This is a genomic window from Mycolicibacterium fluoranthenivorans (genome assembly GCF_011758805.1).
GTDB classification, from domain to species: domain Bacteria; phylum Actinomycetota; class Actinomycetes; order Mycobacteriales; family Mycobacteriaceae; genus Mycobacterium; species Mycobacterium fluoranthenivorans.
This window is the reverse complement of the sequence record NZ_JAANOW010000002.1, coordinates 88455-111412: the sequence shown is the minus strand read 5'-3', so window position 1 is coordinate 111412 and position 22958 is coordinate 88455. Positions and strand designations below refer to the sequence as shown.

20 protein-coding genes and 4 pseudogenes are annotated in these 22958 nt (G+C 66.8%); 13 read left to right on the top strand and 11 right to left on the bottom strand.

Features of this window, described 5'->3' with window-relative positions; all coding sequences use genetic code 11:
- The first annotated feature begins 2 nt into the window (after nt 1–2).
- Nucleotides 3–740 (top strand): SDR family NAD(P)-dependent oxidoreductase, encoded by a 738-nt coding sequence (locus tag FHU31_RS18610; RefSeq protein ID WP_167162840.1) that lies wholly within the window; start codon nt 3–5, stop codon nt 738–740.
- On the opposite strand, the pseudogene FHU31_RS18605 reads toward FHU31_RS18610, so the two are convergent.
- A pseudogene (locus FHU31_RS18605) lies at nt 730–2161 on the bottom strand (class I adenylate-forming enzyme family protein). The gene FHU31_RS18610 and the pseudogene FHU31_RS18605 overlap by 11 nt on opposite strands.
- A gap of 71 nt (nt 2162–2232) precedes the next feature.
- Here FHU31_RS18605 and FHU31_RS18600 point away from each other — a divergent pair.
- Nucleotides 2233–2529, top strand: a complete 297-nt coding sequence (locus FHU31_RS18600) for a 2Fe-2S iron-sulfur cluster-binding protein (RefSeq protein ID WP_167161335.1) — start codon at nt 2233–2235, stop codon at nt 2527–2529.
- Here FHU31_RS18600 and FHU31_RS18595 read toward each other — a convergent pair.
- The 4 genes from FHU31_RS18595 to FHU31_RS18580 are packed head-to-tail and all read right to left on the bottom strand — an operon-like array spanning nt 2517 to nt 6561.
- Entirely contained in the window at nt 2517–3551 is a 1035-nt protein-coding gene (locus FHU31_RS18595) for a CaiB/BaiF CoA transferase family protein (RefSeq protein ID WP_167162838.1), read from the bottom strand. The genes FHU31_RS18600 and FHU31_RS18595 overlap by 13 nt on opposite strands.
- A 2-nt stretch (nt 3552–3553) precedes the next feature.
- On the bottom strand, nt 3554–4549 hold the full coding sequence (locus FHU31_RS18590) for an LLM class F420-dependent oxidoreductase (RefSeq protein ID WP_167161333.1): 996 nt from the start codon (nt 4547–4549) through the stop codon (nt 3554–3556).
- Nucleotides 4546–4971: a cobalamin B12-binding domain-containing protein gene (locus tag FHU31_RS18585; RefSeq protein WP_167161332.1), complete on the bottom strand. Its 426-nt coding sequence runs from the start codon at nt 4969–4971 to the stop codon at nt 4546–4548. Before FHU31_RS18585 ends, FHU31_RS18590 begins: the two co-directional genes overlap by 4 nt.
- Complete coding sequence (locus FHU31_RS18580) at nt 4972–6561, bottom strand: methylmalonyl-CoA mutase family protein (RefSeq protein WP_167161330.1); 1590 nt, start codon at nt 6559–6561, stop codon at nt 4972–4974.
- Between the two features lie 208 nt (nt 6562–6769).
- Between FHU31_RS18580 and FHU31_RS18575 the strand changes: the two genes are divergently transcribed.
- From FHU31_RS18575 to FHU31_RS31245, 4 genes and pseudogenes are all read left to right on the top strand, one after another.
- On the top strand, nt 6770–7606 hold the full coding sequence (locus tag FHU31_RS18575; protein WP_167161328.1) for an SDR family oxidoreductase: 837 nt from the start codon (nt 6770–6772) through the stop codon (nt 7604–7606).
- Nucleotides 7603–9120, top strand: a complete 1518-nt coding sequence (locus tag FHU31_RS18570; protein ID WP_167161326.1) for a class I adenylate-forming enzyme family protein — start codon at nt 7603–7605, stop codon at nt 9118–9120. Before FHU31_RS18575 ends, FHU31_RS18570 begins: the two co-directional genes overlap by 4 nt.
- On the top strand, nt 9117–9419 hold the full coding sequence (locus tag FHU31_RS18565) for a hypothetical protein (RefSeq protein ID WP_167161324.1): 303 nt from the start codon (nt 9117–9119) through the stop codon (nt 9417–9419). The genes FHU31_RS18570 and FHU31_RS18565 overlap by 4 nt, the downstream gene beginning before the upstream one ends.
- Before the next feature lie 147 nt (nt 9420–9566).
- Nucleotides 9567–9707: pseudogene (locus FHU31_RS31245) on the top strand (TetR/AcrR family transcriptional regulator); the annotation flags it as partial.
- An 11-nt stretch (nt 9708–9718) separates the two neighbouring features.
- Here the strand turns inward: FHU31_RS31245 and FHU31_RS18555 are convergent.
- Nucleotides 9719–11026: an ISL3 family transposase gene (locus tag FHU31_RS18555; RefSeq protein ID WP_041302566.1), complete on the bottom strand. Its 1308-nt coding sequence runs from the start codon at nt 11024–11026 to the stop codon at nt 9719–9721.
- Between the two features lie 213 nt (nt 11027–11239).
- Between FHU31_RS18555 and FHU31_RS18550 the strand changes: the two genes are divergently transcribed.
- The 4 genes and pseudogenes from FHU31_RS18550 to FHU31_RS18535 all read left to right on the top strand — a co-directional run bounded on the left by FHU31_RS18550 (nt 11240) and on the right by FHU31_RS18535 (nt 16162).
- Nucleotides 11240–12226 carry a hypothetical protein gene (locus FHU31_RS18550; protein WP_167161320.1) on the top strand — a complete coding sequence of 329 codons (987 nt, stop codon included), beginning with the start codon at nt 11240–11242 and terminating at the stop codon, nt 12224–12226.
- A 468-nt stretch (nt 12227–12694) separates the two neighbouring features.
- Nucleotides 12695–13439, top strand: a pseudogene (locus FHU31_RS18545) (response regulator transcription factor).
- 111 nt (nt 13440–13550) lie between these two features.
- A complete protein-coding gene (locus FHU31_RS18540) occupies nt 13551–15245 on the top strand; it encodes a hypothetical protein (protein WP_167161318.1) in 1695 nt (564 codons plus the stop codon).
- A gap of 26 nt (nt 15246–15271) precedes the next feature.
- A complete protein-coding gene (locus FHU31_RS18535) occupies nt 15272–16162 on the top strand; it encodes a DUF1295 domain-containing protein (RefSeq protein ID WP_208411105.1) in 891 nt (296 codons plus the stop codon).
- 6 nt (nt 16163–16168) lie between these two features.
- Here FHU31_RS18535 and FHU31_RS18530 read toward each other — a convergent pair whose 3' ends face one another.
- Nucleotides 16169–16942: an SDR family oxidoreductase gene (locus tag FHU31_RS18530; RefSeq protein WP_167161316.1), complete on the bottom strand. Its 774-nt coding sequence runs from the start codon at nt 16940–16942 to the stop codon at nt 16169–16171.
- A gap of 120 nt (nt 16943–17062) precedes the next feature.
- Here FHU31_RS18530 and FHU31_RS18525 point away from each other — a divergent pair, with 120 nt between their 5' ends.
- Nucleotides 17063–17914 (top strand): helix-turn-helix transcriptional regulator, encoded by an 852-nt coding sequence (locus FHU31_RS18525; RefSeq protein ID WP_167161313.1) that lies wholly within the window; start codon nt 17063–17065, stop codon nt 17912–17914.
- Here the strand turns inward: FHU31_RS18525 and FHU31_RS18520 are convergent.
- Nucleotides 17896–18609 carry a M24 family metallopeptidase gene (locus FHU31_RS18520; protein ID WP_167161311.1) on the bottom strand — a complete coding sequence of 238 codons (714 nt, stop codon included), beginning with the start codon at nt 18607–18609 and terminating at the stop codon, nt 17896–17898. The two genes, FHU31_RS18525 and FHU31_RS18520, sit on opposite strands and share 19 nt — an antisense overlap.
- Nucleotides 18610–18638: 29 nt before the next feature.
- A pseudogene (cynS, locus tag FHU31_RS18515) lies at nt 18639–19093 on the bottom strand (cyanase).
- Nucleotides 19094–19106: 13 nt separating this feature from the next.
- Here cynS and FHU31_RS18510 point away from each other — a divergent pair.
- On the top strand, nt 19107–19310 hold the full coding sequence (locus FHU31_RS18510; RefSeq protein ID WP_167161308.1) for a hypothetical protein: 204 nt from the start codon (nt 19107–19109) through the stop codon (nt 19308–19310).
- Here the strand turns inward: FHU31_RS18510 and FHU31_RS18505 are convergent.
- Complete coding sequence (locus FHU31_RS18505) at nt 19307–20278, bottom strand: esterase family protein (RefSeq protein WP_167161307.1); 972 nt, start codon at nt 20276–20278, stop codon at nt 19307–19309. The two genes, FHU31_RS18510 and FHU31_RS18505, sit on opposite strands and share 4 nt — an antisense overlap.
- 237 nt (nt 20279–20515) lie before the next feature.
- A complete protein-coding gene (locus FHU31_RS18500; protein ID WP_167161305.1) occupies nt 20516–22126 on the bottom strand; it encodes a cysteine peptidase family C39 domain-containing protein in 1611 nt (536 codons plus the stop codon).
- Here FHU31_RS18500 and FHU31_RS18495 point away from each other — a divergent pair.
- Entirely contained in the window at nt 22065–22727 is a 663-nt protein-coding gene (locus FHU31_RS18495; RefSeq protein WP_167161303.1) for a hypothetical protein, read from the top strand. The genes FHU31_RS18500 and FHU31_RS18495 overlap by 62 nt on opposite strands.
- The last annotated feature ends 231 nt before the right edge of the window (nt 22728–22958 follow it).

The following is a 22958-nucleotide window of genomic DNA, read 5'->3' as shown; positions in this document are numbered from 1 at the left end:
GCCTGAGCCTGCAGGGGAAGACCGCGTTCGTCGCGGGTGCCAGTCGCGGCATCGGCGCCACCATCGCCCACGCGCTGGCGGCGGCGGGCGCGTCGGTGGCGGTGGCCGCCCGATCCGAGGAACGGGGCAAGTTGCCCGGCACCATCGGCTCGGTGACGGCCTCGATCATCGGCCGCGGCGGCCGAGCCCTGCCGGTGGCCTGCGACGTCACCTCCGAAGAGTCGGTGAACGACGCTGTCGCGGCGACGGTTTCGGAGTTCGGCGGTATCGACATCCTGGTCGCCAACGCCGGCGTGCTGTGGCTGGGGCCCGTCGAGTCCACGCCGCTCAAGCGCTGGCAGCTGTGCCTGGACGTCAATCTGACCGGAGTGTTCCTGGTGACCAAGGCGGTGATCCCGCATATCCGCGCCCGCGGGGGCGGATCGTTGACGGCCATCACCACCACCGGGGTCGGGATGTCCGGCGCGAACGCCTACTGGGTTTCCAAAGCCGCCGCCGAACGCCTCTACCTCGGGCTGGCCGAGGACCTGAAAGCCGACAACATCGCCGTCAACTGTCTGAGCCCGTCCCGGGTGGTCCGCACCGAGGGATGGCAGGCCGGCGGCATGGGCGTCGAGATCCCTGCGGAGATGGTGGAACCACCCGAGGCGATGGGCGCGGCGGCGGTCGTGCTGGCCGGTCAGGATGCCGGCGGTATCACCGGCACCGTGCAACGCTCCGAAGAGTTGATCAGGAGCTGACCGCACGACGCGCGTACCGATCACGCAGCACACGGCGCAGCACCTTTCCCGAAGGCAGCCGCGGGATCTCGTCCACGAACACCACCCTGCGCGGTTTCTTGTAGGACGCCAGCCGCGCCCCGACCCAGTCGATGAGACCGGATTCCGGCACCGCCCGCCCCGTCACCGCCGCGACGATCGCCTCGCCGTCGGCCGGATCGGGAATCCCGAACACCGCGCAGTCGGTGACAGCGGGGTGGGCGTGCAGCACCGCCTCCACCTCCGCGGGCGCGACCTGGAACCCGCGCACCTTGATCATCTCCTTGAGCCGGTCGGTGATGTGCAGCCAGCCGTCCTCGTCGAGATGGCCGATATCGCCGGTGCGATACCAGCCGTCGGCGAACACCGAGCCGGTCTCGGCCTCGGGCAGATAGCCGGCCATCGCCGAATCCGAGCGCACCTCGATCTCACCGGCCGCCGAGATCCGCACCGCCACCCCGGACACCGGTTTGCCGACGGTGTCCAGCCGGGCCGCACCGATCGGGCAGCAGGCGATCACCGGGAGCTCGCTGGCGCCGTAGGCCGAGACCCCATTGCACGCCTACCCGTTCGGTGACGGCATCGGCGACGGTCTTGGTGACCGGAGTAGCGCACCACATGATGTAGCGCAGCGAGGACAGGTCATAGGACTCCAGATCAGGGTGAGCGGCGATCGCCAGCGCGATGGGCGCGACGGCCATCTCGATGGTGATCCGGTCTGACTCGATGTGCGCGAGCATGGTGGCGATATCGAAGCGCCGGTGCAACCGCAGCCAGCCGCCGGTGTCGAGCACCGTGGCGATGTTGAGCAGACCGAGGATGTGCGACGGCGGCGTCATGATCTGCATCCGGTCGGCGGCAGTGAGCCCCAGCGCATCCCGCCAGTGCCGGATCGCGGTGGCGAAACCGCGATGCGTGTGACGGACCGCCTTCGGCATGCCGGTGGTCCCGGAACTGAACACGAACAACGCGTCGGACTCCGGCGCGGCCGGCTCCCACATATCCCCCGTCGCTTCGCTCACACCGGGCACCACATCCCCCGTCGCTTCGCTCGGATCGTCGAAGTGCACCGTCGGCAGCAATTCGGCCAGCAGAGGCTGGTCTCCCACACCCAACACCGGTGTGGTCAGGGCCAGCGCGTGCGCGACCTCGGCGTGCTTCCAGGACGGGCTGATCAGGACGACCGCCGCGCCGATCCGCCAGATGGCCCGTAAGGCGATGACGAACTCGGGGCGGTTGGACGACATCAGGGCCACCCGGTCGCCGGTAAGTACACCACGCCGGACCAGGCTGGCGGCCATCCCGCCGGCGAGCGCGTCCAGCTCGGCCGCGGTGTACTGGCGGTCGTCGAATGCGAGCACGGCACGGTCCCTCCCCGTCGCTGCGCTCACCCCAGGAACCATCACCGGCTATCTTATCCAGAACGGAGAATGATATTCTCCGTTTGCCAGAATCAAACCCCCAGGAGAGTGTCATGACGGCAGAACCCGTGCCCGCCGACGAGGTGACGATCCTGCTGGACCGCGCCAGAACGACGGTATCGGCCGTACCCGGGGAGACGCTGCTGGACACCGCCCGCCGAGCCGGACTGACCCCGCCGTTCGCCTGCGAGGCCGGCAACTGCGGCACCTGCATCGCCAAGCTCACCGAGGGCAGCGTGGTCATGCGGGTCAACGACGCGCTCGACGACGACGAGGTGGACGAGGGTTATGTGCTGACCTGCCAGGCCGTCCCGAACCCCGGCAATATCGTCGTCGACTACGAGGGCTGAGGCTCGAACCCCGGCGCCGGCCGGTACACGGGCCGGTAACCCTCGACCTTGATCGGGCTGCCCACCAACCGCATATCCCCCGACGCCACCACCATCTCCGGTGTCTCGGCCAGTGCCTGCGGCAGGGTACGCACCGCGGCGGCCGGGATCCTGAGCGGCTTCAGCCGGGCCTCCCAGTTCGCGGCCGAATCGGTGGCCAACGCCGCCGAGACGGCCGCCAGGACCTGATCTCGCGCCGCGGCCCGCTCGGCCATCGTGACGAAGCCGTCGATCCCGGCCTCACCGGCGAACGACTTCCAGAACCCGTCATGGGTGATGAACAGTGCCAGATATCCCTTGGCCGTCGGGAAGAGCTGGGCTGGAACGTAATACGAGTGCGCACCGAAGGGCTGCCGGCGCGGCTCGACGCCGTCGTTCAGATAGGCCGACGCGCGGTAGTTCAGCTGCGACAACATGACATCGCGCAGCGACACATCCACCTGACCACCGCGGCCCGAGACGATCTGGGCCAGCAGCCCGAGGGCCGCCGTCAGGCCGGTGGAGTTATCGGCCGCCGAATAACCGGGCAATGTCGGTGGCGCATCCGGGTCACCCGTCATCGCGGCCACCCCGGTGGCCGCTTGGATGACGTAATCGAAGGCCGGGTCGTCCCCGCCGTGCAGCCCGTAGCCGGTGAGGGCGACGCACACGATCCCCTCGTTGTGCCGGCGCAAGGAATCGTAGGTCAGGCCCAGCTTCTTGATGGCCGACGGTTTCATATTCACCAGCAGCGCATGCGAATCGGCCACCAGTTCAGCGAGTTTCGCCTGCCCGTCGCCCGAACGCAGGTCCAGGCAGATGCTGCGCTTGTTGCGGTTCAGGCTGGCGAAGTAGCTGTCGCCGACCTGCCGGGAGATCTCCCCGCCGGGCGGCTCGACCTTGATCACCTCGGCGCCGAGATCGGCCAGCAGCATGGTCGCATAGGGGCCGGCCAGCATCACGCCGACCTCGATGATGCGGATGCCCGACAGCGGCCCTGCCAAACTCACGGGAGCTGCTTGGCGAGCTCGGCGATCACCTCACGGGTCCGGTACTTCGAAGCGATCAGTTCATCGCGGTTGTCGCCGATCGGCAACAGCCGCACCGACAGATCCGTCACACCCGCGTCGGCGAATTGCTTGAACCGCTTCAGAATCGACGCTTCGTCCCCCGCAGCACAAAGGTCACCGACCGTGCGGGCATCGCCACGGTCCAGCAGCTTCTGATAGTTCGGCGACGTCTCGGCCTCGGCAAGGATGCGGTTGGCGCGGTCCTTGGCCTCCTCGATCTCGGAGTTCGCGCACAAGGTGACCGGGATACCCGCGACGATGCGGGGCGCAGGCTTACCGGCCTCCGCGGCCGCCTTGTTGATCTTGGGGGCGATGTGCTCACCGATGGCCTTCTCGTCGGCCATCCACAGCGAGGTGCCATCGGCGTGCTCGCCGGCGATCTGCAACATCACCGGGCCCAGCGCGGCCACCAGCACCGGCATCGGGGTCGCGGCGCCGAGCACCGTCGGGTTGTGCACGGTGAAGCTGTCGTTCTCGACGTCGATCATTCTGACCCCGGTCGCTTCGCTCCCGCCCGCCGGCACGGCCGAAGGCCCACCGATCGCCGCATTGAGCACCTGCAGATAGTCACGGGTATAGGCGGCGGGTTTGTCATAGGGCAAGCCGAGCATGTCGCGGATGATCCAGTGATGCGACGGCCCCACCCCGAGCGCGAGCCGGCCGTTGGAGATGGCATGTACCGACAATGCCTGGCGGGCAAGAGCAATGGGATGCTGCGCCTGCAGCGGTACCACCGCGGTCCCGAGTTCGATCCGGGTGCTGTGCGAGGCCATCAGCGCCACCATGGTGAGCAGGTCGAAATCGTCGGGTACCTGCGGCATCCACGCGGTGGCCAGACCCGCCGAGTCCGCCCATTCGATATCGGAGATCAGCTTGGCGACCTTGCGCGCCATGTCACCGCGCTCGGCCCCGATCATCACGCCCAGTCTCATCGCCCCGCCTTCTCGGTCAACGCGCGCACCTCGGTGACCAAGGTGTCCAGGCCGGTCCCGGTCGGGAACACCGCGGCCGCCCCGGCATCGAGCAGCTTCTGCACATCACCCTGCGGGATGGTGCCACCGACGACGACGGCGATATCCCCGGCGTCGGCGGCACGCAATGCATCCACGGTCCGCGCGGTCAACGCCACGTGCGCCCCGGACAGGATCGAAAGGCCCACCAGTGCAACATCTTCCTGAAGCGCGATGGAGACGATGTCCTCGATGCGCTGCCGGATGCCGGTGTAGATGACCTCGAACCCGGCATCGCGCAGCGTACGCGCGACGATCTTGGCCCCACGGTCGTGGCCGTCCAGACCGGGCTTGGCCACCAGTACGCGGGCCGGGTGGGCTTGGGCGGGCGCGGATTCTGACATTCAGAACACCACCGGCTGGACGAACTCGCCCCACACGGCCTTGAGCGCCGACACCATCTCCCCGACGGTGCAATACGCGTTGGCACAGTCGATCAGCTTGTGCATCAGGTTGTCGTCTCCTTCCGCGGCAATGGACAGCGCAGCCAGGGCTTCTTTGACGGCGAGGTCACTGCGCTCGGCCTTCACCCGGGCCAGACGCTTGAGCTGCAGATCCCGGCCCTCGGCATCCAGTTCGTAGGTCGCCAGATCGGGTGCCGGCTCGTCGACGACGAACTTGTTGACCCCGACGACCGGCCGCTCACCCGACTCGGTCTGGTGGTGGATCTTGAACGCCTCATCGGCGATGAGACCCTGCAGGTAGCCGTCCTCGATGCAGCGCACCATGCCGCCGTGCGCGTCCAGGTCAGCCATGATCTCGATGATCTTGGCCTCGGTGGCATCGGTGAGCGCTTCGACGAAGTACGAACCCCCCAGGGGGTCAGCGACCTTGGTGACACCGGTTTCGTAGGCCAGGATCTGCTGGGTCCGCAGGGCCAGCGTCGCGGACTCCTCGCTGGGCAACGCGAACGGTTCGTCCCAGGCGGCGGTGAACATCGACTGCACACCGCCGAGCACCGAGGCCAGCGCCTCATACGCCACCCGCACCAGGTTGTTCTGGGCCTGCGGGGCGTACAGCGACGCACCGCCGGACACGCAGCCGAACCGGAACATCGCCGCCTTGTCGGTGGTGGCGCCATAGCGTTCCCGCACGATGGTGGCCCACCGGCGTCGTCCCGCACGGTATTTGGCGATCTCCTCGAAGAAGTCACCGTGGGTGTAGAAGAAGAACGAGATCTGCGGGGCGAACTTGTCGATGCTCATCCGGCCGCGTTCGATCACCGTGTCGCAGTAGGTGACGCCATCGGCGAGGGTGAACGCCATCTCCTGCACGGCGTTGGCACCGGCGTCCCGGAAATGTGCACCGGCCGCCGAGATGGCGTTGAACCGCGGGACCTCGGCGGCGCAGAACTCGATGGTGTCGGCGATGAGGCGCAGTGACGGTGTCGGTGGCCAGATCCAGGTGCCGCGCGACGCATATTCCTTGAGGATGTCGTTCTGGATGGTGCCGGTCAGCTTCTCCCGCGGCACGCCCTTCTTCTCCGCGGCCGCGACGTAGAAGGCCAGCAGGATGGCGGCGGTGCCGTTGATGGTGAAGCTGGTGCTGATCGCCTCCAGCGGGATGCCGTCGAACAGGATCTCGGCATCGGCCAGCGTGTCGACGGCGACGCCGACCCGGCCGACCTCTTCGCCGTATTCGGGATCATCGGAGTCGTAGCCGCACTGGGTGGGCAGGTCCAGGGCCACCGACAGGCCCGTCCCGCCTTGATCGAGGAGGTAGCGGTACCGCTTGTTCGACTCCTCTGCGGTCCCGAAGCCCGAATACTGGCGAAACGTCCACGTCTTTCCGCGGTAACCGGAGGCGAAGTTGCCACGTGTGAAGGGATACACGCCTGGCGCGGGCGGCTCACTGGCACGGTCGTCCGGTCCGTAGACGGTCGCCAGTGGGATGCCCGATGGGGTCTCTACCCGAGGGGTGACTTGCTCGCTCATCAGTGGATAACGTACTTGCAAAAAATGAGAATGCCAATACCGCACGCGGGAAACATGCACGGTGCAGCGCTATCGAGCCATACCGCCGAATGCCGCGCACCGCCGGACCCGACCCCGATCAACCGTCGTCCCTGCACGTGGGCGATTATGAGACTTGCTGAAAATGAGAATGCCAATACCATCTAGAGGTACGAAGCCAGGGAGGCACATGTCCAGCGCGCAACGTCCACTCGCCGATCGAACACTGGTGGTATCCGGCGGTAGCCGCGGCATCGGCCTGGCCATCGCCCTGGGCGCGGCGGCGCAGGGCGCCAATATCGTCTTGCTCGCCAAGGCCGCCGAGCCCCACCCCAAACTGCCCGGCACCGTCTACACCGCGGTGACCGACGTCGAGGCGGTCGGAGCCAAAGGTGTCGCCGTGGTCGGTGACGTGCGCAGCGAAGAAGATGTGCAGCGCGCGATCGACACCGCGGTGCAGACCTTCGGCGGCGTCGACATCGTCATCAACAACGCCAGCGCGATCGCCACCGAACCCACCGAGTCGCTGTCGGCCAAGAAGTACGACCTGATGATGGATATCAACGTCCGCGGCACCTTCCTGCTGACGAAGGCAGCGCTGCCGCATCTCAAGAAGTCCCCCAACGCGCATGTGGTCACCTTGGCGCCGCCGCTGAACCTCGACCCGTACTGGCTGGGCGCGCACCCCGTCTATACCGTGTCCAAATACGGGATGACGCTGCTCTCGTTGGGCTGGGCGCAGGAGCACAAGCATTCCGGTATCGGGTTCAGTTGCCTGTGGCCGCAGACCTACATCGCGACATCGGCGGTGACCAACCTTGCCGACGGCGACACCCTGGCCTCGTCCTCCCGCAGCCCGCAGATCATGGCCGACGCCGCCGTGCAGATCCTCACCGCACCCGCCAAGGAAGCCAACGGCCAGACCTATATCGACGCCCATCTGCTGGCGGCCGCGGGCATCACCGATCTCTCCGGCTACGGCGGTGGGGATGACCCCATCTGGGATATCTTCGTGGACAAGCCATGAGTATTTCGCTGCTGTTGGAGATGGCCCTGGATGCGGCCCAGTCCGGTAACCCGGGTCGCACCGCTGTGGTGTCCGGCGATCTGCGCCTGACCGTGGACGAATTGAGCACGCTTGCCGACGGGGGCGCCGGCGTGATCGCCGCCTCGGGCGCCGGCCATGTCGCCTACGTCGGGACCGGCGGAGCGCTGCTGCCGCTGCTGCTGTTCTCCGCCGCGCGCGCCGACGTCGCCTTCACCCCGCTCAACTACCGGCTGTCCGCCGACGGGCTGCGCGCCCTGATCGACCGGCTGCCCAACCCGTTGGTGATCGTCGACGACGAGTACCGCGCGGCGGTCGGCGACGGCTACCGGGTGCTCGGCTCCGAGGAGTTCGTCGCCCAGGCCCGCGACCAGGAGCCCGACGAGGACGGCCGCGCGTTCGCCGATCCCGATGCGGTGGCGGTGGTGCTGTTCACCTCTGGTACCACCTCGCAGCCGAAAGCCGTTGAGCTGAGCCATAACAACCTCACCAGCTATATCACCGGCACCGTCGAGTTCGACTCCGCGCAGCCGGACGACGCCGCGCTGATCTGTGTGCCGCCGTACCACATCGCCGGCGTGAGCGCGGCGCTGTCGAACCTGTACGCCGGCCGCAAGATGGTGTACCTGCCGCACTTCGACGCCCGCGAATGGGTGCGCTTGGTGCAGACCGAAGGCGTCACCTCGGCGACCGTGGTGCCGACCATGCTGGATCGCATCGTCACGGTGCTGGAGGGGCAGAACGCTGGACTTCCCACGTTGCGCACGCTGGCCTACGGCGGATCGAAGGTCGCATTGCCGTTGGTACGCAAAGCACTTGGACTGTTGCCTGCGGTCGGCTTCGTCAACGCCTACGGCCTGACCGAGACCAGTTCCACCATCGCGGTGCTCACCCCGGACGATCACCGCATCGCACTCGGGTCGGCCGATGGCGCGCTGGCCAAGCGGCTCGGCTCGGTGGGCCGGCCCGTGCCCAGTATCGAGGTGCAGATCCGTGGCGAGGACGGCACCGTGCTCGGCGCAGGCGAGACGGGTGAGTTGTTCGTCCGGGGTGAGCAGGTCTCGGGCCGCTACACCGGGATCGGCTCCGTGCTCGACGCCGACGGCTGGTTCCCCACCAAGGACGTGGCCACCCTCGATGAGGACGGCTACCTCTACATCGGCGGGCGCTCCGATGACACGATCATCCGCGGCGGGGAGAACATCGCCCCCGCCGAGATCGAGGATGTCCTCGTCGAACACCCACATGTGCGGGACTGTGCCGTCGTCGGCGCCGAGGACCCCGAGTGGGGGCAGATCATCGTGGCCGTCGTGGTACCGGCCGCCGAGACCAGCCCCGACCCCGAGGACCTGCGATCGTTCGTCCGTGGTCAGCTGCGTGGGTCCCGGACCCCCGACCGCGTGGTCTTCCGCGACGAACTACCCACCAACGCGACCGGCAAAGTGCTGCGCCGCGAGCTCGTCAGCGAGCTGAACGCATCAAAGGAGCCCGCATGATCAAGAACGGCACCCGCCTGCAAAGCCAGGTCTGCGACACCCAGGTGATCGTGGTGCGCAGCAGCGACAGCCTCGATGACCTGCGCGCGGGCGGTGCGCTGCTGGTACCCGTCGGCGGCGCGGTGGACGATTCGCTGACCCTGGACGCGTCGCTGTCCGACGGCAACCTGATGGGCAAACGCTATGTCGACGACACCGGCGCGGAGGTGCTGGTGACCAAGGCCGGAGCCGGCACGCTGAGCATCGGCACCACCCCGCTGAGCATCAAGGAAGCCAAACCGCTGCCCGCCAGCGATTGATCGGTCAGCTGATTGCTGTGGAACCGCACAGTTGAGCTGCGAGTGCGTGCGGTGATTTTTCCCAACGGCTAGCATCCTGGATGCAGTAGCCACCGGACGACGGCGCGGAGTGCAAGTCAGTAACGTCCGCGACGAAAGGGCAGCAGCGTGTCAGGGCAGGCGCCCGACCCCACCGGAGCCAAGATCCTCGACGCCGCGGCGCGCGTGCTGACGGATTTCGGATTCAAACGCGCAACCGTGGAACTGGTGGCGAAATACGCGGGCGTGTCACATATGACCGTTTATCGGCTCTTCCGGATTTAGAGTGCGTCGATCTGGTGGGCGAGGTTGCCGCAATGCAGCAGTGAGCGGATTCGGTAGTGGGTGAGGTTGCGGAATCCGAGGGCGTTGCGGCGTAGGGCTTCCAGGCGGCCGTTGATGGCTTCGGTGGGGCCGTTGGAGGCGTGGTGGTCGAAGTAGGCCAGTACGTCGGAGCGGCGGCGCCACAGGGTGCGCCCGAGTTGGGCCAATTCCTCCAACTGTTCGGGAACGCCGCTGCGCAGCGTGGTGATGGTCGTGGTCATCATGGCCTTGCCGCGACGTCGGTCGGGGTGGGCGTAGGCGGCGATCATCTTCTGGTAGAAGCCCCAGCAGACCTCGACGCTGAGGTGGTTCTCGTCGGCGAAAACGGTTTCCAGCCGGGTCTTTTGGCGTGTGCTGAGCAGCGGGTAGCGGGTGCGCAGCGTGCGGCGCACCCCGTAGAGCGGATCCCCGGTGCGGCCGCGATGCCCCTGGGTCTGCTGTTGAATGCGCTGGCGGCACAAATCCAACTTCAGACCCGCCAGCGCGACGACGTGGAACGGGTCCATCACCGAGGTGGCCTCGGGAACCTGCTCGGCCGCGGCGGTCTTGTAACCGCCGAACCCGTCCATGGCAACGACCTCGATGCGATCCCGAAACGCTGGGCTTTGGGCGAGCAGCCAGGTCTTGAGCGCGGCAGCCGAACGCCCAGGGACCAGGTCGAGTAGCCGCGCCCGGCCGGTGCCCTCGAGCACCGCGGTGAGGTCCACGATGACCGTGACGTAACCGTCCTCACCGGCCCGACGGACATGGGACCAGCGGTGCTCGTCCACGCCAATCACCCGGACCCCGTCGAGCCGGCCGATGTCGGCAGCCACGATCATCCCTGTGGCGTTGACGGCGATGGTGTTCACGGTGTCCCATGACAGACCCAATTCCCGCGCGACGGCGGCAACGGTGGCCCGGTCGATCATCAGCCGGCGGCAGATGTAGCGGGCACAGCGCCGGGTGGTCGACCACCCGCGGCGCGCGAGGCGATCGGTGTTGTGGGCGAACACTTCCCGCTCGCAGTCGGCGGCCACGCACCGATAGCGCGGTACCCGAACGTGCAGTCGTAGCGGATGCCCGACCACGGGCACATCGGTGACCCGGCGGATCACGGTGTCGCGGTAGACGCCGTCGACACCACACCCAGGGCACTGCCGTCGGCCGTCGTCGAGCAGATTGCAGAACACCACCGTGGCCTCGGCGTCGACGGCGGCATCGGTGATCGTCACCCCGAGTTCGACCGTGCGCACGATCGTGTCGGCGACAACAGCAGCAGGCAACGACGTAGAGTCAGGCACAGGGCTCCCCGGTGGCAGATCTGCAATGGTGTGAGAACCTGCATCCTCTGCCTGCCGGGGCCCGTTTCAGCTCACCGACACGACCTGCAATCGCGGCTAACCGCCACGCTCACCTGCACTCCATTTCCGGAAGACCCCGTTTATCGCCGGTGGTCGAGCAAGAATGAATTGTTGCGAACCGCGGCACTCCGTGAATTGTCGAATATCTTGGACAACGCCTTTTCCGGGGCGGGTGCATCCGAGTCTTTTCGTGAGCAGGTTCTCGACGCCTTCGCCGACACCGTGTGGTCGGTGTATCACCACCCGCTGATGCGCAGGGAATTGGACACCGACCGCGACGCGCTCCTTCCGTTGATGTCGCCCGGTTCCGGGGCCGTCATGGAGTCCGTCCTGCCGCAGATCTCCGAGCGCCTGCAACGGCTCGCCGCGGAGTCGGACATCGTCGTCAACGATCCGGACGCGCTCGCCGACGTCTTCGTGCGCCTGGCGCACTCGTTGCTGCTGTTGGAGCGCACCGACCGCCCACTCAGCACCAGATCCGATATCGCCGATTACGCCCAGCGCGCGCTCGGCCCACTGGCCGCGTCAGTGGCGGTATCCCCCGTCACCGACCTCCATGCGGTGGCCGACGAGCCCGCGGCGGTTCCCGGTGATGCCGGTAGCAAACCGTTACGCACCCGCCCACGGCTCCATCTGGCGGCGGCCAGCCTGCTCGTCACCGGATTGCTCGGTGGGGCGCTGCTCGCGTATCCGGTGGAGCGTGAGTTCACGCCGACGGATTCGACGTCGGTGAGTTCGTCGACTCCCGCTCCACCGCCGTCGCCGCTGCATCCGCCGCCTGCACCCCCTGCGCCGCCGTCCACATCCACCGCGGCGAACACCCCTGTCACCGTGCCGCCCGAGCCCGTCGACATATCGACACCGTCGCGATCCGCCACGGCGCCGAGTACGCCGACTGTGACGAGCCCGGCGACAAAGAACGACCCGCGTACGGGTGACAACACCACCAAGCCCAGCCCGCCACGACGGCCGCCCACTCCTCCGGCACTACCCCCGAAGCCACCGACCATGCCGATGCGCCCGCCGCCACCCGGCCCCGGTACGCTGCCCCCGCCCCCGGCGGGCACCCCGCCACGCATCGGTCCCGGAGCCGGCGGACCGGGCGGTCTCGGCCCGCACTAGCCGTCTCATACCGACGCCGGCGTGCGGATCAATCCGTTGCTGAGCGCCGGCTGTGCCGTGCGTGAGCGTCACCTTGGCGAAGGCCCGGCCCACTTCCCGGCGCCGACCCGCCACCTAAGCGAAGGCCGCGGTGCGCCACCTCCCCGACACCCTCGGCGCACGCGTGCGGCGCCGAATCTGACGTCCCCCGGCGCCCGGTGCGTTCCCTGTGCATCTTCACAGCGGGAAATCCACAAAAGAGCAGATCAGAGAGTTATTGTTACGGTGTGTCGGGATACCTAACATGCTCTCTTCCTCCCCTGATCGGCGCGACTCACCCTCCTGAATGGCGCCGTGTCCCCTCGGCGCCACCTCGGGGCTCACGCGGTCGCGGCGCACGGCTGGCCGGGTATCCGGGCACCGACCTGCCACTGCCCCTGGACGCGGGACGGCCTCGTGACCTCGCTTGCTGAATCACCCGACTGGCGCATCGGCGTTGCCGAGTCGAATGGGCCGGACCCGCACGACAGCAATGCACCGGTACGTGCCCTGATCGTCGACGGCGAGCCGCTCATCCGCGAGCTGATGTCCATCGCGTTGCGGCACGAAGGATGGAAGGTGGCCACGGCGGGCGACGGCGCAACGGCCCTCCGGTCCGCCCGGCAGACAGCCCCGGACATCGTGGTGCTCGACGTCGAGCTGCCGGATATGGACGGGCTCGAGGTGATGCGTGCGCTGCGGGAACAGACCCGCGGACTGCCGGTGCTGTTTCTCAGCGCCCGGGCCAGCGTCGAGGATCGGATCGCGGGACTGGAGCACGGCTGCGATGACTACGTCAGCAAGCCCTTCAGCCTGCAAGAGGTGGTGCTGCGACTCCGCGCGCTCAGCAACCGATCGGCGGCCGGTCCCGAAGTCGGGGGCCGGCTCCGGATCGGCGATCTCGTCCTGGACGAACGCTCCCTGAGGTTGCGCGCGCCGGCCGGACGGTGGCCCTGTCATTCACCGAATTCCGTTTGTTGCGGTACCTCATGCGAAATTCTGGTCGCGTCGTCTCCAAGACCGATATTCTGCAGGAAGTCTGGGGCTCGCAATTCGCCAGAAGCACCAATCTCGTCGAATTGTTCATTTCCTATCTACGCAAAAAGGTCGACGCCGGGCACCCCCGATGATTCACACCCTGCGTGGCGCCGGCTACATCCTCAAGCAGCCCGCTCGGATCGACTCCCACAGCTAGCGCTCGACCACGGGTAGGGCCCCTCCCCCGAACGGTGCACCGAAAACGAAGACTGACATCACGTGATGTCATAAGTTGACGCCATCGATGGCACCGTCAAGGGGGACGTCAATGGCGCATGCTCGCCGCAACAGCCGTGGATCCGGCCGATACGGCTTCGCCGTCCTGGCGGTGGGGATGGCCCTGTCGGCGGGCACCGGCCACGGCGTCGCGTGGGCCGAGACCGGGCAGCAGGACTCCCCGGACACGTCATCCAGCCCCGCCACACCCGCGAAGGCCGACTCCAGCACCGAAGCACCCGAGGCCGAGCCGAATCCTGCCGCCCCGCAGAAAGCCGCGGTCCCCGACAGCACGCGCGTCAGTAAGCCGAAGTTCGGCTCCCACAGCCGCAGTTCGCGCACACATGATTCCGCTACGACGGCAGACGCCACTTCAGACGCGATGGCCAAGCGTGCCGCGTCGCACCCGGAACCGCCGGCCACCGACAACTCCGTCACGCCACAGTCCGCCACCGCCACGAAGCCGGACACCGGCGTCACCGCCGTCGTCGTGACCGCCCCGACCGCGAAGACCACGAAGATCGCCAAGACCGCGGTGGCCGGCCGGCTCGCCGCCGTCACCACCGTCGGCAGCGCCGACAGCGTCACCACGACGACACCGAGTCCCCCGAAGCCGCTCTCCCCGATCGCGAAGATCGCCGCGCTGCCCGGCAAGATCATCAACGCGGTACTGCAGCTGCTGGACTTCACTGTCGCGGCGGGCGGTCCGCACAGTCCGTTCAACTTCAGACCGATCGATGAGGCACTGTTCGGGGTCTTCCGCAGGATCGAGGATGTCCTGGGCCTGAGCAAGGCACCTGTCGTGCAGCAGTATCCGCCGGCCGAGATCTACAGCGGCCCCATCTCCACGAAGACGCCGACCGTGGCGCAGTTCCTCAATGCGGCGACCGCCGAGTACGTCCTCGGCGGCACTCCGGGCGGGTTGAAGCCGTTCCCGGTCAACGGCGTTCAGATGGCCTCCACCAACATCCTGTCCGGGATGCGCTCGCAGGTCTGGGTCACTCCGGACAACCAGCTCATCATCGCCTATCAGGGCACGACTGGCGGTACGAACCTGTTGGCCAATCCGCTGATGGCCGTCTCCCAACTCGTCGCCGACCTGCAGGTGATCTTCACCAACACCACGCCGCAAGCCTTTTGGGACGCACTGCATTTCCAGCGGCGCGTGCAGACCCAGGCCGCACTGCAGGGCTACAGCAGCGACGACATCTTCGTCACCGGGCACTCGCTGGGCGGCTGGGAGGCCGAGTTCGTCGCGCAGCAGGACCAGCTGGGCGGAATCGGCTTCGAGAGTCCCGGTTTGAACACCAAAAAGGCCGGCAACGGGCGTAATTCGGGGTTCGTCAACGTCGAGACCTACGGCGACCCGGCCGCGTACATGGCCACCGACCTGCCTGGGTTGCAACCCTTCATGCCGAAGTACGTGCCGGGCGGGGGCAGCAAGCCGCACTACGGTTCGATCGTGATGATCGGCGACCCCAAGGCCGACTACCCGCTGATTAACTCCTCGGCCCTGTTCGGAAAGAGTGTTCTCGGCAGCCTCCTCTTCGCCGGGGATTTCCTGGTCAACTTCCTCGGACATCACCTGCCCGGCCAGCAGGCCTACAACCTCGACGTCGACCCCGATCCGGGCGTGGTGCCCTGGCTGGGTTACCGTTCCGGCCCGGTCGACGAAAACTATGGGGAGCTGACGATTCCGCAGCTTCAGATCGCCGCGTCGGGCGCGGGAAAGCTGTTCGCGGCCTAGATGACTCCCGCCGCTAGGCTCCGACGATGACGACCGTCAACAAGGCACGTTCGCTCGGTGTGGTCACCTTCGCGTACGTCATCGCCATCGCGGTGGCGGCCGCGTGGCTGGTGTGGGGTCCGCGCGCCGGACAGCTCTGGCTGGATACCCTGATCGCCGACGTGCTGGGCACCATCGTGATCTTCGTCTTCAGCCGGATCTACCGGAACTCCAGCTTCTATGACGCGTACTGGAGCGTGATTCCCCCGCTGCTGCTGTTCTACTGGTGGTATCGCACCGGGCCGGACGTGAATGCGTTGCGGTGCTGGCTGATCGCCGTCGTCGTGGTGGTGTGGGCAATCCGGTTGACCGCCAACTGGGTGTACGCGTTCCCGGGTCTGCACCACGAAGATTGGCGCTACCCGAAGTTCAAGCAGCGCGCCGGACGCTGGGAGGTCGTCGCCGATCTGGTGGCCATCCATCTGATCCCGACTCTCCAAGTCTTCCTGGGCATGGTGCCGGCATACGTGGCGGTGACCCGACCCGGTCCGGGACTGGTGTGGCTGAGCTGGATCGCATTCGTGTTGGGCCTGGCCGCCGTTGCCCTGGAACTGGTCGCCGACGTGCAGATGCACCGCTTTGTGGCCACTCGGCAGGCCGGTGCGTCGATGGATCGCGGTCTGTGGAGTTGGTCGCGGCATCCGAACTACTTCGGCGAGTTCAGTTTCTGGGTGGCGTTGGCGCTGTTCGGCATTGCGGCAGCGCCGGCGGACTGGTGGTGGCTGATTCTGGGCGCGGTCGCGATCCTGGCGATGTTCCTCGGCGCCAGCATCCCGCTGATGGAGGAGCGCAGCCTGCAGCGCCGCCCCTCCTATCAGGACGTCGTGGACCGGGTGTCGCGGTTCGTGCCGCGTCCCCCGCGGCAATCCAACGGCTGAAGAGGCTCAGCGGGTGGTGTAGCCGCCGTTGGCGAGGATAGTCTGACCGGTGATCCACCAGCCTTCGCCGACGAGGAAGCGCACCAGCGGCACGATGTCGACGGGGTCGGTGAGCCCGGTCCTGGTGAACGCCGACAGATCGGCGGCGTGCTGGTTGTACTCGGCGGACTCGGCGGTCTCCTGCCCGTAGAAGAACGGCGTCTCCATCGGGCCCGGGGCGATGGCGTTCACCGAGATGCCGCGCGACCCGAATTCCTTGGCCGCCGCACGGGTGAAATGTTCCACCGGCGCCTTGGACCCGGCGTAGATGGAGTACAGCCCGGTGTACGCCGACAGCAGAGAGGTGACGAGCGTGACGAGCTTGCCGCGTTCGGTGAGGCTCTCACCCGCCTGCTGGATGAAGAAGAACGCCGCCTTGGCGTTGATGGCGAAGATCCTGTCGAAGTCGGCCTCGGTGATCTCCGGTATCGGCTTCTTGGTCACCATGCCGGTGGTGTTGATCGCGATATCGATCGAGCCCATGGCCTCGCCGGCACGGGCGAACAAGGTCCGCACCGCATCGGCTGTGGTCAGGTCCGCCTGAACCAGGTACCCCTCGACCCCGGCTCCGGTGATATCTGCCAGCGTCTTCTCGGCGTCGGCGCGGGTCGCATCGCTGTTGTAGTGCACCGTGACGGCGCGGGCGCCCTGCGCCGCGAGATCACGGGCCACCAGCCCACCCAGATTCTTGGCTCCCCCACCGATCAGGACGTTCTTACCTTGGATCGAGTTGACGGTCATGCGGTCCTTCCCCCGGGCGCGGTCCATCGGTCGGCCGCGAACGGTCGCCGACGGTAGCGTGACCAGATCGGGGGTGCATTCGAAAAGCGAGGCACTTGCCAAAAAGTTCGGGGGTTGTCGATGCAGGTTTGGGACGGTCGCCGGCCTCTCTCGGACCGCACCATCACCGCCGCGCACCAGTTCAGCCTGCAGGGGCTGGACTACCGCTTCGTGGCCGAGGCGGTCGAGGCGCCCACGGATTGGTGCTTTCGGGAACCGCACCACACCTTCGTGATCCACCGGCGCGGCACGCTCAAGACGATGGAGATCGAGTTCGAGCGCGGACCATCGGGACCGTGTCTACCGCGCATCGGTGACGTCTGGGTGATTCCCGCCGAGCACCGTTACGCCGCCCTCGCGCAGGGCGCCACGGTCGGGTTCTGCGAGATCACCGCACCCACCTCGTTGTTCGGCACGCGTGGGCTGACACCGCGGGTCGGCTACCGCGACATCTTCCTGCACCGGCTGGTCGATCGGCTGGCCGGCCAGCTGACCCAGGCGGGGCCGATAGCCGCGTTGTTCCGGCAATCGCTGGCCGACACCACCCGCCTGCACATCGCCGAGCACTACGGCGAGCGACCGGCTCGAGCACCGCAGCGTGCCGGCCGGACTCTCGATCAACGCACCCAGACCGCCATCGTGGACTATCTGAATTCCGAGCTGGACCATCGGATCGACCTCGACGCGCTCGCCGGTATCGCCCAGATGTCCGTCAGCCGATTTCTCACCGCATTCGCCGCGGCCTTCGCGACCACGCCGCACCAACTGTTGATCGACCTGCGCATCCAGCGCGCGAAGGCGCTGCTGGCCACCACCGGTGTCACGATCACCGAGATCGGCACGCAGGTCGGTTTCGCCACCCCGAGCCATTTCGCCACGTGCTTCAAACAGCGCGTGGGCGTCAGTCCGACCGCCTACCGGGACAGCGTCTGAGCGTTGGGCCCGGGCAGATCGAGGAGTTCCTCGTGGAACCCGCCGTACCTGCGGTCGGGTTCGACGAGATGCACCTCCAGAATCCAGTGACACTGGTTGCCGGAGCGGTCTTTTCGGCGCATCGGATGGGTGGAGCCGGGGGCGACGTACGACTCGATCTTGTCGCCGGGGATGTTCTCATGCGGAAACTGTCCGACCAGGTGACCCGCGATGACACCACCGAAATGCCAGCCGGCCGCTTCACTGAGCTCCACCACATGGTCGAACAGGTCCGCCCCGGTGATCTCCGGGTGCCGGTCGAAGAAGTCCCGTCCCGCGTTCCAGATCCGCGGGAGGTCATCGCGCAGCGCCAGCTTGCGCGGGTCGTCCCCGAGCACGAAGGTGCGGCCGAAATCGGCTTCCCATTCCTCGAAGATCGGTCCGAGGTCGACGAACACGATGTCGTCGTCGGCGATGGTGAGGTTGGGTGGATTGCCGCGCGCGGTCTCCAGCGTGTTCTCCCCCGCCCGGACGATGCGCTTGTGCCAGTGCCTGGTGACACCGAGTAGCTCGGCGGCCAGATCGCGGATCTCGTCGGACAGCTCTCGTTCGGTGATACCGGCCCGTACCATCCGGCGGGCGCTGATCGCGTCGAACAGTTCGGCCGCCTTGTCCTGGGCCTCGAGCAATCGGGTCGCGCGGGTACGTTCGTCCACGGCCTCAGCGTAGTGACCCGGCGACGCGGCTATCCCCACTGATAGGGCAGGAACTTGCCGTCGAAGGTGACGACGACGCGGTCGCCGCCCGGGTCCGCCCGCCGTTCGAAGGACACCGCGAATTGATCGCGCTCATGATGCCGTCGCCGAACTCCTCATGGATCAACTCTTTGAGCGCCCCGCCGTACACATCGACGGCTTCGTGCAACCGATAGATGGTGGGATCGCTGGAGAGCCCCGGCTCGGGAATGCGGTAGGGCTGCCGCTGTAGCGCCGCCTGCACCTCGGGGCCCAACCCGAGCTTCGCGCAGATGGTCGTCGCGTCCTCGGCGGAAACCGGGTGCTTACCCAGCAGCGCGGCGACCGTCCAGACCAGCGGGCGGTTGATCGCGGCGGCCAATTCGGCCCAGGTGACGCCCTGCGCTGTCCGCGCATCGTTGAGCAGGCGGCCGGATTCGGATTTGTCCAAGGACGGTGGGGGCATCAGGTACCTTCCGTTGTTCGATGTTGTTCGGGTACATCATCGATTCTGTGCCGTCGCGGTCTGCGCCGCACATGAAGTCTCAGCGGGCGCCGTCGACGACCGGTTCCGCGCGGCCGTGCGGGCCACCAAAATAGGACCGGCACAAGATATCCCGCACATCACCGTCGAGTTGATCCACAAGTACCTGACGGATCTGAAGAAGCTGGGTGTGCTCTAAGTGGAGCGGACTCCGAGGGTGCGCTGGATGTCCGGCTTCATCTGCTGCAGTTGCTGGCCCCAGTACTCCCAGGAATGCAAACCCTTCGGCGGCAGATTGAAGGTGGCGTTCTTGCCGCCCGCGGCCAGATAGGCCTGCTGGAAGCTCTGGTTGCTCTGCAGCGTGAGGCCTTCCAAGATCCCGGCCCCGGGATTCGTCTGGGCCGCCGCGGGCGCCAGGTCGCCCGGTGCGCCGTTGCCGCAGTAGATCCAGATCCGGGTGCCGTTGGCGACCAGCTCGGGGATGTGCAGCGAGGGGTCGTTGCGCGTCCAGGCCGGGTCGATCGGTGGTCCCCACATGTCGGTGACCCGAAAGCCGCCGGCATCGCTCATGGCGACCCCGACCAGGGTGGGCCACCAGCCCTGGGACAGATTCAGGAAACCGGACAGCGATCCGGCGAAGGCGAACCGGTCCGGGTGGTAGATGGCGTAGGTGAGGGCGGGGGCGCCACCCATCGAGAGCCCCACGACCGCGTTGCCGGTCGGGTCGACACCCTTGTTGGCCGACAGCCACGCGGGCAGCTCCTCGGTGAGGAACGTCTCCCATTTGTAGGTCTGGGTGCCGCCGTTTCCGACGGCCGGTTGGTACCAGTCGGTGTAGAAGCTCGATTGGCCGCCCACCGGCATCACCACCGAAAGCCCGGACTGGTAGTACCACTCGAACGCCGGGGTGTTGATATCCCACCCGTTGTAGTCGTCCTGTGCCCGCAGGCCGTCCAGGAGGTACACCGCGTGCGGACCGCCGGGCTGGAACTGGACCCGGATATCGCGGCCCATCGCGGCTGACGGTACGAGCAGGTACTCCACCGGAAGACCCGGGCGGGAGTGTGCGACCGCGGCACCGGCGCCGGCGAAGGTGGAGACCAGGCCGGGAAGAAGGGTCACGGCAAGAATGGTTGCTACCCAGCGCGTCAGTCGAGTCATGACCATCCGTACGTCGTTCACCGATCCGTTTCAGAAAAAGCCGATACCCCTTTGTCTAGCGGAGCCAAACCGCGGAAGAACACCAGAGTGCCGCATCTCACAATGCGTGCCGCATCGTGACGTAGGGGCACCGCAGCGGCGGACCCACTGGTGGACAACAGGTTCCGCTGCCCACGCGGCGCCGGCGGTGACGACCGCGGCGGGCTTCCCAGTCGGGCATCCCACCGCGGCCGTCCCCGGGCCTCAGACCAGTGGACGCTCGGCCGTCACCGTCGCGAATCCGCCTGTCTTCCATGCCTTCATGAACTCGTCGATGGGAACGGCCAGCCCCTGTCCGTGCGGCGGTGCGCTGTCGTTCAGGTAGACCACGCCCTTGGTCAGGTTGACACTGAGCACCACGACCGCGTGATTGAGTTGAGGATTGGCATCCTCGGGGTACCACGTCTGGTCCTGACCGAAGTACTGGCGGGTGTAGGCGTTGTACACCACCGCGTTGTTGACGCCGACGATCACACCTTGCTGTTGGTTGAGCGCCGCGATGAGGTTCGCCTTCGCCAGTTCGTCTTCACCCTTGAGGTAGGTCGTGTAGTCGGCGTTCAACCCGTTCATGTTCAACAGGCCGACAACGTCTTCCAGCGCGGTGCCACCCTTGCCGTCGACGTACATGACCCCTTGCTTGACACCGCTGGCGGTCGATTCGGCCATGTCGATGATCCGCTGGCCGAGGGCCGCCATATCGGCAGGGTCGGGATTGGTGAACTGACCGATGACCGCCGCGGTGGCCATCAAGGCGCAGGTACCGTAATTGCCCTGGTAGACCCAATACGGGAGGTTGGCACTGTAGTTTCCGTACTCGAGGTCGCCGGGCGACGGCGCGGCGATCGCATGCGAATCGGCGACACCGAAGGTGCGCGCCACATCGAAGCCGAGGGTCGACAGGCTGTCCTGGGCGCCGTCGATCTGGTGCACGACCGCTTGGGCGAGCGCAGTCGCGGCGTGTTGCAGGGCCTGGCCGATCCTGTCCGGCGCAGGCAGCGACCACGCCAGCCTGGTCGTACTGGGTGCGGGCGGCGGGGTCAGCGGCGCGCTCGCCAGCTGCGTCGTCACCAGTTGGTAGCGCTGCTTACCCCAGGCATCCATGAAGTCGTCGACGCTCATCGTCAGACCTTGACCGTCGGACCTGGTGGGGTCGTTGAGGGTGACGGTGCCGTTGACATTGTCCACGCCGATCACGGTGGCCGTCTTCAAGCCGGTGCCCTGGTAGCCGGTGACCGGACCGGTGATGGTCACGATCATGGCCTTGCTCGCATCCTGCAGACCGTTGGTGAGGTCGTTGAAAGCCTTGTCGCCCTGGTAGATCCCGTAGCTACGGGAGATGATGCGGACGCCCTTGTCCTGCAACACCTCATAGCTGTCTGATGGGATGACGAACTGTGTGGAACCGGGCCCGAGGTAGATCTTGTGGTTGGTGTAGAAGAGGCTGTCGACGGTCTGGGCACGGTCGATGAAATCCTGGAGGTCGGGCGTGGTGCCGGTCAATTGCCCGTACGCCATCGCCACGGTCGCCAGCGCCGACGAGAAATAGTCCTGCGCGCGTACGAAATACTGCGTGTTCAACGCGGGGTTGCCGTATGGCAGCGCTTTCGTGATGACGTTTCGGGTGATGCCCAACACATTGCCCAGGTCGTCGCGCAGGGTCTCCAGGTTGCGCCGGACTCCGTAGATCTGATTCGTCACGGTCAGATAGACGTTGCGCCCGAAGTCCTGCAGTCCCTTCAGGAGCTTGTTCGGGGTGGGCAGGGCAATCGGCGACCGCGCCGTCGCGGCCGTCGAAACCGTCGGGTTGGCGGTCACCGCGGCGACCGCCGCCGTCGTGGCGGACGCCGAGGCGGTGGGTGTGCCCGCTGCGGTCGAACGCGTCTGGGCTACGGCCGCGGACGCGCTGTTCACCCCGGCGCCGGTGTCGGCGGCAGAGTTGGTCTTGAGCGTGGTGACCGGCTTGGTCGATGCGGCCTTGGAACCTTTTTTGTGCCCCTTCGTCGCTGCCGACGAGGTGGTCGTCGCGGGGGCTACTTCAGCGGACTCGGATTCAGAGACGGCCGACTCGGGACCTGCGGCGGATTCGGATACCCCCGAGGTGGTCGACGAGGGGCTGTCGGTCGAAGATGTGGACGGTTTCGTCGAGGCCGGTTTCGGGCGAGGTTTGGTCGACGTGGCGGACTTCGTGACGTTGACCGCACCCCTGTTCTTCTTCGGTGCGCCCGTCGAGGTGGTGCCATTCGCGGGGGCCGACGAGCTTGAGGCGGAATCGCCGGCGCCGGCACTGCTCGACGATCCGTCACTCGTGCCGGTATCGGCCGCCGCGACGCCGGCGCCACCGACCACGGCGGCGCCCACACCCAGAGTCATGGCCCCGACCCCCAACCACTTCCGCGCGTGGTGCGCTCGCCGATGATCGACTCCGTCCGATCGCTGGCACCCGTTCTCTTGGCCCATCCCCACTCGCCTCCCCTTAATTGACGCCCGTGCAAAAAATGACGTTTCGGATGCTAGCGGGTGGCCGGCGAACGGGCCGGGCAAATCGGCGACATGCCAACGATGTTGTCTCAGAAGGTGATTGAAGTCGACAGCGACAGGGGCGCGCACATCGCCGCGTCATTCTTCGCTGAGAATGCAGTACGTGGTG

Coding starts and splice junctions, on each gene's coding strand:
- FHU31_RS18530 (WP_167161316.1), bottom strand. CDS start 16,942: ATGACCGTCAACTCGATCCAAGGTAAGAACGTCCTGATCGGTGGGGGA.
- FHU31_RS18525 (WP_167161313.1), top strand. CDS start 17,063: ATGCAGGTTTGGGACGGTCGCCGGCCTCTCTCGGACCGCACCATCACC.
- FHU31_RS18575 (WP_167161328.1), top strand. CDS start 6,770: ATGTCCAGCGCGCAACGTCCACTCGCCGATCGAACACTGGTGGTATCC.
- FHU31_RS18600 (WP_167161335.1), top strand. CDS start 2,233: ATGACGGCAGAACCCGTGCCCGCCGACGAGGTGACGATCCTGCTGGAC.
- FHU31_RS18580 (WP_167161330.1), bottom strand. CDS start 6,561: ATGAGCGAGCAAGTCACCCCTCGGGTAGAGACCCCATCGGGCATCCCA.
- FHU31_RS18585 (WP_167161332.1), bottom strand. CDS start 4,971: ATGTCAGAATCCGCGCCCGCCCAAGCCCACCCGGCCCGCGTACTGGTG.
- FHU31_RS18505 (WP_167161307.1), bottom strand. CDS start 20,278: ATGGTCATGACTCGACTGACGCGCTGGGTAGCAACCATTCTTGCCGTG.
- FHU31_RS18565 (WP_167161324.1), top strand. CDS start 9,117: ATGATCAAGAACGGCACCCGCCTGCAAAGCCAGGTCTGCGACACCCAG.
- FHU31_RS18570 (WP_167161326.1), top strand. CDS start 7,603: ATGAGTATTTCGCTGCTGTTGGAGATGGCCCTGGATGCGGCCCAGTCC.
- FHU31_RS18535 (WP_208411105.1), top strand. CDS start 15,272: ATGACGACCGTCAACAAGGCACGTTCGCTCGGTGTGGTCACCTTCGCG.
- FHU31_RS18590 (WP_167161333.1), bottom strand. CDS start 4,549: ATGAGACTGGGCGTGATGATCGGGGCCGAGCGCGGTGACATGGCGCGC.
- FHU31_RS18540 (WP_167161318.1), top strand. CDS start 13,551: ATGGCGCATGCTCGCCGCAACAGCCGTGGATCCGGCCGATACGGCTTC.